Source organism: Pseudomonas sp. S1_E05 (assembly GCF_056337105.1).
This window is the reverse complement of record NZ_JBFRHM010000001.1, coordinates 1,313,240-1,325,597: the sequence shown is the minus strand read 5'-3', so window position 1 is coordinate 1,325,597 and position 12,358 is coordinate 1,313,240. Positions and strand designations below refer to the sequence as shown.

At 57.8% G+C, this 12,358-nt stretch carries 12 protein-coding genes and 1 pseudogene; 10 read left to right on the top strand and 3 right to left on the bottom strand.

Annotated elements, in window-relative coordinates:
• The first annotated feature begins 15 nt into the window (after positions 1 to 15).
• Both cynR and AB4N33_RS06185 read left to right on the top strand, forming a co-directional pair.
• Positions 16 to 903, top strand: a complete 888-nt coding sequence (gene cynR / locus AB4N33_RS06190) for a transcriptional regulator CynR (RefSeq protein WP_476456729.1) — start codon at positions 16 to 18, stop codon at positions 901 to 903.
• A 246-nt stretch (positions 904 to 1,149) separates the two neighbouring features.
• Positions 1,150 to 1,374, top strand: coding sequence for a hypothetical protein (locus tag AB4N33_RS06185; RefSeq protein WP_476456728.1), 225 nt, complete (start codon positions 1,150 to 1,152; stop codon positions 1,372 to 1,374).
• A gap of 294 nt (positions 1,375 to 1,668) precedes the next feature.
• Here AB4N33_RS06185 and AB4N33_RS06180 read toward each other — a convergent pair whose 3' ends face one another.
• Positions 1,669 to 2,457, bottom strand: a complete 789-nt coding sequence (locus AB4N33_RS06180; protein WP_460141642.1) for a nucleotidyltransferase domain-containing protein — start codon at positions 2,455 to 2,457, stop codon at positions 1,669 to 1,671.
• Between the two features lie 702 nt (positions 2,458 to 3,159).
• Here AB4N33_RS06180 and AB4N33_RS06175 point away from each other — a divergent pair.
• The 5 genes from AB4N33_RS06175 to AB4N33_RS06155 all read left to right on the top strand — a co-directional run bounded on the left by AB4N33_RS06175 (position 3,160) and on the right by AB4N33_RS06155 (position 8,237).
• Positions 3,160 to 3,516 carry a VOC family protein gene (locus AB4N33_RS06175; protein ID WP_476456727.1) on the top strand — a complete coding sequence of 119 codons (357 nt, stop codon included), beginning with the start codon at positions 3,160 to 3,162 and terminating at the stop codon, positions 3,514 to 3,516.
• 60 nt (positions 3,517 to 3,576) lie between these two features.
• Positions 3,577 to 4,041 (top strand): hypothetical protein, encoded by a 465-nt coding sequence (locus AB4N33_RS06170; RefSeq protein WP_460124436.1) that lies wholly within the window; start codon positions 3,577 to 3,579, stop codon positions 4,039 to 4,041.
• Between the two features lie 214 nt (positions 4,042 to 4,255).
• Positions 4,256 to 4,780: a sigma-70 family RNA polymerase sigma factor gene (locus AB4N33_RS06165; protein WP_476456726.1), complete on the top strand. Its 525-nt coding sequence runs from the start codon at positions 4,256 to 4,258 to the stop codon at positions 4,778 to 4,780.
• Positions 4,777 to 5,721 (top strand): FecR domain-containing protein, encoded by a 945-nt coding sequence (locus AB4N33_RS06160; protein WP_460141640.1) that lies wholly within the window; start codon positions 4,777 to 4,779, stop codon positions 5,719 to 5,721. The genes AB4N33_RS06165 and AB4N33_RS06160 overlap by 4 nt, the downstream gene beginning before the upstream one ends.
• Before the next feature lie 92 nt (positions 5,722 to 5,813).
• Positions 5,814 to 8,237 (top strand): TonB-dependent siderophore receptor, encoded by a 2,424-nt coding sequence (locus AB4N33_RS06155; protein WP_476456725.1) that lies wholly within the window; start codon positions 5,814 to 5,816, stop codon positions 8,235 to 8,237.
• Positions 8,238 to 8,332: 95 nt separating this feature from the next.
• On the opposite strand, the gene AB4N33_RS06150 is transcribed toward AB4N33_RS06155, so the two are convergent.
• On the bottom strand, positions 8,333 to 8,881 hold the full coding sequence (locus AB4N33_RS06150) for a GNAT family N-acetyltransferase (RefSeq protein WP_476458786.1): 549 nt from the start codon (positions 8,879 to 8,881) through the stop codon (positions 8,333 to 8,335).
• Positions 8,882 to 8,908: 27 nt separating this feature from the next.
• A pseudogene (locus AB4N33_RS06145) lies at positions 8,909 to 9,016 on the bottom strand (hypothetical protein); the annotation flags it as partial.
• A 214-nt stretch (positions 9,017 to 9,230) separates the two neighbouring features.
• On the opposite strand from AB4N33_RS06145, the gene AB4N33_RS06140 reads away from it, so the two are divergent.
• The 3 genes from AB4N33_RS06140 to AB4N33_RS06130 all read left to right on the top strand — a co-directional run bounded on the left by AB4N33_RS06140 (position 9,231) and on the right by AB4N33_RS06130 (position 11,914).
• The gene (locus tag AB4N33_RS06140) at positions 9,231 to 10,142 is read left to right on the top strand and encodes a LysR family transcriptional regulator (protein WP_476456724.1); all 912 of its coding nucleotides are present in this window, start codon (positions 9,231 to 9,233) and stop codon (positions 10,140 to 10,142) included.
• Positions 10,143 to 10,260: 118 nt separating this feature from the next.
• Entirely contained in the window at positions 10,261 to 11,091 is an 831-nt protein-coding gene (locus tag AB4N33_RS06135; RefSeq protein WP_476456723.1) for an SDR family oxidoreductase, read from the top strand.
• 58 nt (positions 11,092 to 11,149) lie between these two features.
• On the top strand, positions 11,150 to 11,914 hold the full coding sequence (locus AB4N33_RS06130) for an SDR family NAD(P)-dependent oxidoreductase (RefSeq protein ID WP_476456722.1): 765 nt from the start codon (positions 11,150 to 11,152) through the stop codon (positions 11,912 to 11,914).
• Positions 11,915 to 12,358: the final 444 nt, after the last annotated feature.

The window sequence follows — 12,358 nt, the reverse complement described above, 5'->3', positions numbered from 1 at the left end:
CTTATGGAGTCGACCATGCTCGCCCGACACATCCAGTACTTCCTCGCCGTCGCGGAACATCACAGCTTTACGCGGGCCGCTGCCGCCCTGCATGTTTCCCAGCCTGCACTGTCCCAGCAGGTCAAGCTCCTGGAAGAAAATCTCGGCGCCCAGTTGTTCGATCGCTCTGGACGCACGACCTGCTTGACCGATGCTGGCAAGGCCTATCTGGAGTATGCGCGCCGGGCCTCGCAGGAGCTGCGCGAAGCAAAACGAGCGATCCATGATGTAAGCGACCTCAGTCGCGGTTCGTTACGGGTGGCTGTGACACCGACCTTCACAACCTATCTGGTGGGGCCCTTGGTCGAGGCGTTTTACTCGCGTTACCCTCAGATCACCCTGAACGTGCAGGAGATCTCCCAGGAACGCATGGAAGACCTGATTCTCGCTGGTGAATTGGACGTAGGAATTGCGTTCGATGAAATACACAGCCCGGACATCGACGCCCTACCGTTGCTGATCGAAACCCTCGCCCTGGTGGTGAGCCGCGCACACCCCTTGGCGCAGGAGAAGTCCATTGGCCTTCAAGCCCTGAGCGGCGAGTCGCTGGTTCTTCTGAGTACAGAGTTCGCCACCCGCGAACAGATCGACCGCTACTGCCGCAAGCATGGCATTCACCCCAAGGTGCGCATGGAAGCCAACGCACTGGGTGCAGTGATTGAAATCGTTCGCAGGACCACCCTGTCCACGCTGCTGCCCGCGAACACAGCCTTCGCCCACGACGACCTTCTGGCCATCACCCTCGAGCCCGAACGCTTGCAGCGCACCGCCGTTCTTATGCAGCGCAAGAACGCCTATCAAAGCGCCGCGACTCGGGCTTTTATCGAGCTGGCGAAAGAGGTGTCTACTCGACTGGATGAATGAGAGTGTCGGAATCGACGACGTGCGTGGGTTACGCCAAAAGCCGAACGCGAAGCCCTGGCGAAAAGACTCCAGCAGTTGACGGTGGAACCTGTTCACCCGGCTGGATGAGTCCAGCTCTCGACCAACCGGACCTCATCCCTTCGGGAAGCTGGCATTGCGGTATTCGACTCAACCGCGAACCAGCTTGCATCAGGTGCTCCGTCACAATGAGTGCATGGTGTTGTTCACCGATTTCAAGGAAAGATCATGTCCTTCAATTCGCACAAACGAAAATTACTGGATGAAAGCGAACCACTCGCGCACCGTGGGTCCCACGGGCGCTCCTGCGCCCTGCTGGTCGCCCAAAAATTGGGATTGACGCGTGATGCGGTCATTGAGCGAGTGGCACAAAACAGCAGCGTCGATCTGCACAACCCTCAGTCATCTGCTGACCTGCTGATCGCGCTGGCGGAGTTGGAGAACATGCGTTGAGGTTGATCGTGACTTGTCTCTGGTAGCTCCGTGAGCTCGATACTTCTGTACAAAGCCCACGTCTCGATGGCGTCCTCAACCGAAGTCGTTAACCCTAGCCTTGCGTTTACTTGGCTCGGCCTTTACCAAAGAATCCGAGCCAACGATTCGGTGCGCTCATTAGCGACCGGGAGCTATCGGCTGTGGACTCAACCGGTCGAAACAGCCGACCAAGCAAAACCACATTTGACGAACGTATATACGTTCTTCTCTATTCGCCATTGGTCACGCGAGAGCATTGCGTCGCTGAACATCTTACCCCCAAGTTTCGTTTAATACAGCTCGAAACAGTTCCGAGAGCAATGGCTCAACGTCTTTACGCTCGCTACGAGTCGGCTGGATCGACTCGAGTCGATCCAGCTCCCTTGCAATAAACTGTTGGATGGGCCTGATTTGAGGTGAAAGCCCCATCTCTGGAGACTCGCGCTTGATCGCAAGCAAATCATCAATGGATTGCTGGAGCCCCGGCTCGCGCCCTATGAGACAACACAGCTTGTCGAACTCTATGGGGGCCGGCGTACCAAACTGCTCCAGCCACCTTACCGATAACAGCGGACGCAGAACGTAGAAGTATTTTTTTAGCGGCACCTGAGTGGCTTGCAGGTATCCTCTATAGTTAGTTTTAGCCATGCTGCGATAATGGTAGATACCACTTTCCACCGAATACACCTGCGGCAATAACTCCTTTGCCCTCTCGTGGAAGCTACCAGCATGCTCATAGATGATGGTCGACTGTATCCACTCAACAAACCCTGGATTGGACTTCCAAAACAACCTGAGCGCTTTTCGTAGATCCCAACCATTGATATCCATTTCGTCAACGATCGGATACTCGATGACGTCACGTTGCTCCTCAAGGCCAATTGAGAGATACCATTCCGGCTTATTTACGTAGATGAAGCGCGCATCATAGTCGCTGTTGGGAGAGGCAAATCCCCAGGCGCGGCTACCTGATTCAACAGCTAAAAGCACTTTCACATCATGCTCATCTTCAGCACGGCGTAGGCGCTCTCGGACCTCTCCTTGAACAGCTATAGAAACCATTAACCAACTCCCTATTTATGATACTTCGATTGCACGCTACTCATCGCGAGGTGAACTGTCCAGCGACCGCTTCTGGCCGAATAGCGGCAACAGTAGCGCACGACTGCTCACGCTCGTGACAAGTGGACGCAACTATATGATGACCGGAGATTGGGGTGCTGTGTCGGTGACGTGCGACGCGCTCATAGTGAAATATCATCACGATAGTCGTGTGTTTTCCCGCACCGGCCTCCAATAGCCAAGAAATGGATCCTGAGGCGAAACCAACCTCCACGTTTCATTACACGCTATACACCTCAACCATTTTTCTTCAAATCCTGTTCCCGCATAACTGTCCTGAACAGGGATCAGCTCTACCCTTCCAGCGCTCACCTGCTCAGTGATCCAAGCAACAAACCGCTTATACTCAAGTGGCGATGAAAACCCCTCTATCACTTCCCAACTACACTCATTCATCGTCGAACCATCGCTCTGTTCATTGTGAAATCTATCGGAAACAGCATCTGACTGTCTCCTCCAACCAACCACGCCCTAAAGCAAGCCGAGGGATCCAGGTTGTAGCGACAGCCAATCAGTTCCCCTTCCAAATATCTGCCCCGAACGCGTGAATCGCACACGCACCTTCACCCGCCACTACCTCATTCATGAGACAGCGCGATTACGTTACACTCGTGCCCCTAAACATCAGCCAGGGAGGCGAGCATGAGCGTTCGCGGCAAAGACCGACAAATCGATAATATCGAGCTGAATGTCAACGACATCGTCCGCAGCAAAGCCTTTTACGGCAGCGCATTCGGTTGGACATTCGTCGACTACGGCCCCACCTACACTGAATTCACCGACGGCCGCCTCACTGGCGGTTTCACGACAGGCGAGCCCGTTCGACCGGGTGGGCCTTTAATCATTTTGTACGCCGACAACCTCGCTGACACACAACGGCGGCTCGAAGCTCTGGGTGCGGTTATCACCCGCGAGATATTTTCGTTCCCTGGTGGCAGCAGGTTCCACTTCACGGATCCAGATGGCTATGAACTGGCCGTATGGACCGAGCAGCAGTAAGTATGCGTTAGCCCCTCGCAGACAAATCACTTATCTTTTTTAATGAATGCGGATGTTGTAATGAACAAGATTGCCCTGCCGTTTTTGGTCCTGTTGCTGTGCCTGCATGGTTGCGCCGAAATGCCTGCTTACTCGAATGTCGAGTCCGATGAAGTAAGCGATGAGTCCCGTTACACTGTCGTCGAAACCGAGACTTATGCGGGAAGAAGCAAACGCAGCCTCCTGGATTTGCAGCCAAACCTGAACATCATCCGGGTCAACGACAAAAAGGTCGGCGACATCCCCTTCTCCACTTACTACTACAGGAATGACTCGCCCCAGCGCGCCGTCCTCATTCCGGGCAAGTACACCCTGCAGCTGGAGTACCGGCTGCCTCAACACTTCATGTTTGCTGATCTGGAATTCGAGGGCAAACCCGGGCAAAAAATTATCGCGCGGTCACAGTACGTCGGGCTCAACCGCTTGCAGATCTGGCTGGAGGATGCAGCCACGGGTGAACCGGTCGGTCAGGCCGTGCGCTATTAGGGAGCCGATTGTCTAGCGGGTATCGGCCGCCCGCTGGCACACATGACTTCACTGATCCGTCATCGGAATCGTATAAACGAGCTTCGTCTCTCAGCTATACCGCTATCGCGCACGGGAGCAACGGAGCTCGCAGGCATGCAACTCGACAGCCACATGCCTTGAAAAAATCGCACCACTGGCGATAATGATAAGAATTATCATTCAATACATTCCAATGACCCACATTGCGCTCGCTTCCTTCAGTGCTCGGCAGACCGTTCTCCACAGTCTTTTCGGCGACCATCATGGTTGGTTGCTCCGTCGCCTGCGGGCGCGGCTGGGTTGTACTCATGATGCCGCTGACATGGCTGCCGAGGTGTTTGCTCAGGTTGTGGCTTTGTCTGAGCCGCAGTCGATACGCGAACCTCGGGCGTTGCTGACCACCATTGCCAAGCGATTGATGTACGACGGTTGGCGGCGGCGCGATCTGGAGCGTGCTTATCTGGAAGCGTTGGCGTTGCAACCACAAGCGTTTGAGCCCTCCCCTGAAGTCCGTGCGTTGGCGATTGAAGCACTGCTTGAAATCGATGCCTTGCTCGCCGGTCTTTCTGCGCGGGCTCGTACTGCATTTTTGTGCAGTCAGGTGGATGGAATGAAGTACGCCGACATTGCCGAGTTGATAGGCGTCTCGACCATTCGAGTACGTCAATACGTGGCCAAGGGGTTGAAATTGTGCTGCCAGAATCTGGTGCGCGAATGAAGCACGCGCGCTCTGCGGTCGATGAGGCTATCGAATGGACGGCCTGTATGCGATCAGGCGAAGTCATGGCCGACGAACAAAAGGCGTTCGACGCCTGGTTTACCAACCCTGCCAATGCGCAAGCCTGGGAGAAAGTGCAGGCCCATCTGGGCGCTACTTTCCCCCCGCTCCTGCGTGGCTCCGACTCCCACATGCGTCAAGTTTTACAGGCCCCTGATTTGCGGCGACGTCGCTTGCTTCGTGGGGCGCTGGTGTTCGGCGGTGTTGGCATTGGTGCAACGCTGATTGGCCGTCAGAGTGCACTGTTCCCTACGATCGGAGCCGATTTGCGGACCGCTACGGCGCAGCGGGGTGATTTCAATCTATCGGATGGCAGCACGTTGCGGCTGGATGCACGCAGTGCGGTAGATATCAATTTTACGGATAGCGAACGCAACCTGGTGCTGCGCTCCGGGAAGTTGATCATTGAGGTCAGTGACGACCCTCGGCCATTCATCGTGCAAACGTCCCACGGATTTGCACGCGGTGCTGGCGCTCGGTTCATGGTTGCGCTGCAGGGTAATTCAACCCATGTGTGGGGCCTGAGATCTAGCGTCTGCATTGGTCGCGGCAATGATCGTTGTTCGGCGCTCCAAAACGGCGAAGGTGCTCGGCTCGGCTTGAAGGGCATCACACCACTGGCGGCTCATCGTAAAGGTGAGAGCAGTTGGGAGAGTGGCAAACTCAGTGTCGATGACTGGTCGCTTGGGGAGGTGATCGAGGCCTTGCAACCCTACCGACGCGGGGTGATCCGCATCAGTCCGGCAGCGGCCCGGCTTCGTGTATCCGGTTTATTTTCTCTGGATAACAGTGAGCGCGCACTGACCTCATTGGCGCAGATTCTGCCGGTACGCATAGAGCAATACCTGGGGTTCTGGACCCAGATCGAGCTGCTCGGCTAAGTTTTTTTCATCTGCCCTATATCGCTTTTTCAGTCTCGTTGGACATAGGCATTAACCGCTAATAAAAGCGCAGCCGCCAACACGGAGTACCTATGTCCAATCGTTTCAATGCTACGCGCAGGCTGACGTCTGTGTGCTTATCTGTATTGCTGGCTCACGCGTCGACCAGCTCGGCAGATTCGGCGTCGACGCAAAGCCAATCGCTGCAACACTTCGACTTGCCGGCCGACTCCCTGGTGACAACCCTCGACCGCATCGCTCGCCAAAGCGGTCACGAAATCGTGTATGTGCCCACTCTGGCTGCCGGGCTGCGTGCTCCGGCCATCAAGGGAACCATGAATGCCGAGCAAGCGGCCCAAATGGCGATTGAAGGCAGCGGATTGTCGGTACGCACGACCTCGGATGGCACCTTGACGCTGGATGCCCTTGGCAGCATGGAGCTACCGGCACAGTCGATCATCGGCATGCAGACCCAGGCGCCCACCGTATCGGTGGGTACCAAAGTCCCGTTGCGTCTTCGAGAGGTACCGCAGACGATCAACGTGATCGGCCAGGAGCGTATTCAGAAGCAAAATCTCTACACCCTCGAAGATGCCCTGGGCAAGGTCGGTGGCGTCACGGTGCAGCGCATCGACGCCAGCCGACTGAGCTTCTTCTCGCGGGGTTTCGAAATGACCTCGTTGCAACTGGACGGGACGCCGACCACCATGGACAACAGGGTGTTCCTGTCACCCGACCTGACCATGTATGACCGCGTCGAGGTCCTCAAGGGCCCGTCTGGCAGCCTGACCGGTGCAGGCGGCCCCGGCGGCAGTATCAACCTGGTCCGCAAGCGCCCGTTGGCCGAGGCAGCCGTTTCAGCAGAAATCAGTGCCGGCTCCTGGGACGACTATCGAGGGATGGTTGACGTCACCGGCCCCTTGACCGAGAGCGGTAATGTGCGCGGGCGCCTGGTGCTCAGTGAGCACGACAAAGGTTATTACTACGACAGTGGCGGAAAGCGGGAGTCGAACCAGGTCTACGGCATTGTCGATATCGACCTGACGCCAGACACCGTCTGGACAATTGGTGCAAGCAATCAGAACACCGACATCCGTGGCGCCCAACGCTCTCTCCCGGCCTATCGCTACACCAATGCAGCCGGTGAAGCCGCGATGTCGCTGCCGGACCCATCGCGCAAGAACTTTTACGGTGAAGACTGGAACCGCGATTACTTCTGGAGTACCGCCGTCTTCACCGAGCTCGAGCATCAGTTGGGTGATGGCTGGAAGACCAAGTTGTCGCTGCGGCATGCCGATAACAATTACGATTTGACCCAGGCTTACGCACGTAATGGCGGCGGCATCGACCCGGCGGACAACCTGGTGTCGATGAACTCGATCATGTTCGATTACCGCGAGAAACAGGACGAGGCGGACGTCTATGTCGACGGCCCGTTCAACTTCCTGGGGCGTGAACATAAAGTGCTGGTGGGCGCCAACTATTCGCGCTCCGAGTTTGCTTCCAACGGCGGCTACTTTTCGAATTTTCTGGGGGACGTGGATCTCGACAACCCACAGCCCGACTTCGCCTACCCGGCTTTTCCTGATTCGGACAAGTTGCCCACCAGTGTTGCCAACACCCGTGCAAAAGCGCTCTACAGCAACCTGCGCTTGAGCCTTGCCGACCCTCTGACCCTGGTACTCGGCGGGCGCGTGACCTGGCTTGAGATGCACCGCAGCCAGCACCAACCCGAGGCCGGCTCACCGTCGGAAAAAAGCGCAGACAGCGTGTCGCAGAAGTTCACGCCGTTCTACGGGCTGATCTACGACCTCAACGAGAACTACTCGGTGTATGCCAACTATTCCGGCGTGTTCCAGCCACAGGCTGTCAGCAATCTGGACATCAACAACAACATCATCAAGCCGCTGGAAGGCAAGCAGCATGAACTGGGTATCAAGGGCGAATTCCTCGATGGCGCGTTGAACGCCTCGTTGGCAGCGTTCCAGATCGAAGAAGAGAATCGCGCGATTCCGGACATGAATGATCCGGATTCACGGGCCGTCGTTGCCAGCGGCAAGGCGCGCACACGCGGGTTCGAGGCTGAGTTGAGTGGACAGATGACACCCGACTGGTTCCTCACCGCCAACTTCACCCATACCTACAAACGCTATGACAGCCCCAACGAACAGTTGCAGACCTACCTGCCGAAAAACATGTTGCGGGTATGGAGCCTGTACAAACTGCCCGGCGAGCTCGAGAAGTGGAGTGTCCAGGGTGGCGTCAGCGTTGTCAGCGAGACCTACAACAAGCTGGATGTTCCGGGCATCGGCATGGACGGCACCAAGCTCCGCCAGGGTGGATACGCCTTGTACGATGCGGGCATTGGCTACCAGATCACGCAAAACTTCTCCGCTGATCTGCTCGCTACCAACCTGACTGACAAGAAGTACTTCCAGCGGATCAACACGTTCCAGGACGGGAATATCTTCGGTGACCCCCGTGCCGTGTCCATGACACTGCGCGCCAAGTTCTAATCACCATTGCCTGACACGCACACGGCATACCTCGGTATGCCGTTTTTTATCAGCACCACGCTGTGCGATACCTCTCCAAACCGCTCATTCGCACCCTACCCGTCGCTTGCGTCCGATCTACCCTCCAGCCTCGGGTGGCAGGCCCGAAAAACAAGGCTAGGGGCCTGACCGGGGACATCGGCAAGAATGCCCACCTGCTGCATTCCGATTTTTTCAAGCACGGATATGGACGCGGAATGGGCAGGCCGGACGACCGCATGAATCTGCGGAAGCATCAGCTCCGTGAACCCAAAATCAAGCGCACTCCTGCCCAGTTCGGTGGCGTAGCCCTTCCCCCAGGCCGCAACCGCAAACCGATAACCCAGATTCAGCCGCTCCACTTCAAGATAGTTGCGCGCATCGATGCCGCCAAAGCCTATGACGGTACCTGGCGCTTCAAGAGTGGCGATGGCCCATTGTCCATAACCGTTTTCTCGCCAGTGCTTGAGCCAATCCTCCAGCAACGATTCGGCTTGATCAATCGCGGTCAACGGGCCCGCCGGGTTGAAACGATGGGTAGCGGGGTCCCCGTAGATAGCGAACAGGCTGCCCAAGTCTTGCGCGCCGGGCCGACGTAGCAGGAGTCTCGATGTCTTTCGCTGCATGGATGCGTCAACTCCTTTGAACACGTTCATGACCGTGTTGCCGCGCATGAAAATCTCACCCACACTCGTTCCGACCAAGGGGACCGGCTCAAGGGTCTGCGGATCGGCAACCATGAGCCTTTCCAGTGTCGGATAGCACTGCTGCAATCGGCGATCGACTGGCGTAATGGTGCCGCATCATGTACAGGCAAACACAACACTTCGATGAAATCACCGAGCACGCCGCGGCACTGCCCCATTGCTCGCAGCAGTACGACAAACTAACGCCGGGTGCGTTGTAAACGCAAACGCGACTGCTGGCTGGTCCTGCGTTGCATCCGGCGACATTTGAAATAGAGACCCGATACCCATGATCAATGTTGCCGACCTGTCCCCGAGCGAACTCACCCACCTGCGGGCCTTTCAAGTGGTGGCGCAGCGCTTGAACTTCTCACAAGCCGCACAGGCGCTGGGGGTCAAGCCGTCTGCGCTGAGCCACACCATCCGTACATTGGAAGAGCGGCTGGGTGTTCAGTTATTCAACCGCACGACTCGCAGTGTCTCCCTCACGCCTGCGGGCCAGGCACTGGCAGATCGGATTGGCCCTGCCATGCAAGCCATTGGCTGCGCGCTGTTGGATGCGCGTCGTATCGCCTCCCGGCCGAGCGGCACCATCCGGCTCGTCGCGACGCGCACTGCCGCGAGGTTGCAGGTCGCCCCAGCGTTGGCGCGGCTCGCCGCCGTAGCACCGGATGTCGTGCTGGACATGACGGTCTCCGATGCGATCGGCGACTTCGTCGCAGAGGGTTTCGACGCCGCGCTCCGTCCCCACGAGGTGATCGACCAGGACATGGTCTCGGTCAGGATCGGTTCCGATCTACGGCAAATAGCCGTTGCGTCGCCGGCCTATCTGGCCGAGTTCGGCAGGCCTTCCACGCCTGAGGATCTGAGCCGGCATCGCTGTATCCAATGGCGCTGGGAGGGACGTGAGACGCCCTATGCCTGGGAGTTCGTGCGCGACGGTAGTTGGTTCGAGGTGGCGGTCGCCGGCCCGTTGATCGTCAATGATCGTGACGTCGCCATCCATGCAGCACTCGCGCATCTCGGGATCGCGTTCGCCACGGAGCTTGAGGTCGAAGAACATCTGGCGTCAGGCAGGCTGGAAGGCTTGCTGATCGAGTGGAGCGACGTCTTTCCCGGTCATCACCTGTGCTATCCCAAGCAACGTCAGATGCTTCCCGCATTGCGGGCACTGATCGACGTTCTGCGCGGCGAGCGCTGATTATCCGATTTCATTCACAACCGTAAGCGAAACGCGGGGCATTAATCACAGCCCTCTCAACACCTATATTGCTTCTCGACATCAGGCCCACACCGGGCCGATGCGAAGGAGCAACATCATGTCTAAAGTCTGGTTGATTACGGGTATCTCACGCGGTCTGGGTCATGCGCTCGCCAAAGCGGTGCTGGCTGCCGGAGACGCGGTCATTGGAACAACGCGAAACGGCGATACACCAAAGGGTCTGTCCGGTGATCTGGTGGTCATGCCTTTCGAAGCGACCGACCCGGACAGTGCACACCGGTTGGTAGCCGACGCGTTCGGCGCTCATGGGCGTGTCGACGTTCTGGTCAACAACGCTGGCTACGGTCTATTGGGGGCCATTGAAGAAACCGACGATCAAGCAGTGCGCGAGCTGTTTGAAGTCAACGTGTTTTCGCCCTTCAGGGTCATCCGGGCGGCACTTCCCCACCTGCGCGAGCAGGGACACGGCCACATCATCAATCTTTCGTCCATTGCAGGCGTCGCTCCGAGCGTGGGTGCAGGGATCTATGGCGCCACCAAGGCCGCGTTAGCCGCAATGTCCTACAGTCTGGCGGCCGAGGTTGCTCCCTTCGGTACATGGGTGTCCGTTGTTTCTCCTGGAGCATTCCGGACCGAGTTTCTCAGCAAGGAATCCATTCATAGAACCACGGGACAAGCGGCCTACCCCAAGGTCAACGACGCCGTCGCGAAATGGGCGTTGAACGACGGCATGCAACAGGGCGATCCCGCACTGGCCGCCGCTGCGATCGTGCAACTGGTCGCCGCCGATAAACCTCCGCTCGACCTCCTGCTGGGACAGGACGCACTGGATCGTGCAGAGGTGCGTGCCCACCGAATGGCGACCGACGTGCGCGATTGGCGATCCATTTCGGCCGGCACCTCGTATGTTGCGCCCGACAAGGCCTGAAGACGCAACCTCGCCACCGTGAAGCAGCAAGACCGTCCATACAGCAGAGGTAAAAATCGTGAACACAACGACCGTACCCAACCAGGATTTCAAAGGTAAAGTTGCCATCGTGACCGGCGCCGCGAGCGGGATAGGACTGGCAACAGTCAAACTGCTCCATGCGCGCGGGGCATCCATCATCGCGCAGGATATCGACCCGGCCGTTGAAGCGCTCGCGCAACCCGGCATCTTCCCAATCATCGCGGACGTGACGGAAGAAAGCGCCGCTCAAAGGGCCGTGGCAGAGGCTGTGGGGCAGTTCGGCCAACTGGACATCCTCGTCAATAACGCGGGCATCATTATCAACAAGCAGGTGGTGGATATGACGCTCGAAGACTGGGACCGTATCTTCGCCGTCAACATCCGCGGTGTGTTCCTGCACTCGCGGGAGGCGATGCGCGCGATGATCCCCAATGGCCAGGGCGCCATCGTCAATGTGGGCTCGTACGCCTGCTTTCAGACCTTTCCCAAAATCAGCGCCTACGCCGCGTCGAAGGGTGCCCTCGCCCAGTTCACCCGGTCCCTGGCGGTTGAAGCGATCGATCATGGCATCCGAGTCAACGCGGTCGGCTCCGGGGACACGATCACCAACATCCTCAATCAGCTCCACGAAAACGGTGCCGATGCGCTCGCCGAGTATGGGAGTCGTGCTCCGATCGGACGGGCCGCACGACCGGAAGAGATTGCCAAGGTGATCGCGTTCCTCGCCTCTGAGGACGCCAGTTTCATGGTCGGGTCTATCGCCATGGCCGATGGTGGCAAAAGCCTCGTGCTACCCAGCTGACAGACTTCGGGCCACGATACCTAGCCCTTGTCACCGACATCCGTAGGTTTAAGCCCCTCGACCCCAGAATCTGACTGGACGAAAACATGCCTTGCGGACGAGCCGGGTTTTCGACGGCGCCAAATCCGAACGTCGGGGGTTCGCAATGGCGCTCGAGCCATCTCGATCGGAACCCAGGTGAGCGTGATTGCGGACAATGCCACTGCAACTGCGAACGCATTCAGCCCGCCTTCGCAGGAACATTCAGAGCAAGGGGCGTGCTCAGCGTCATCAGGCGTGCACGCGATCGGGTCATCGACAGGCTGCAGGGACAGCGGCCTGCCCTCCTCGTTTACCCAGCTAACTTTGATCACGTCACTGTTCACCAAAGCGTCTCGATCGGGGAAGCTGAAATCGGCAATCTCCAGGCCACTGGCTCGAGTACCTGGCACTGATCGACCAGGT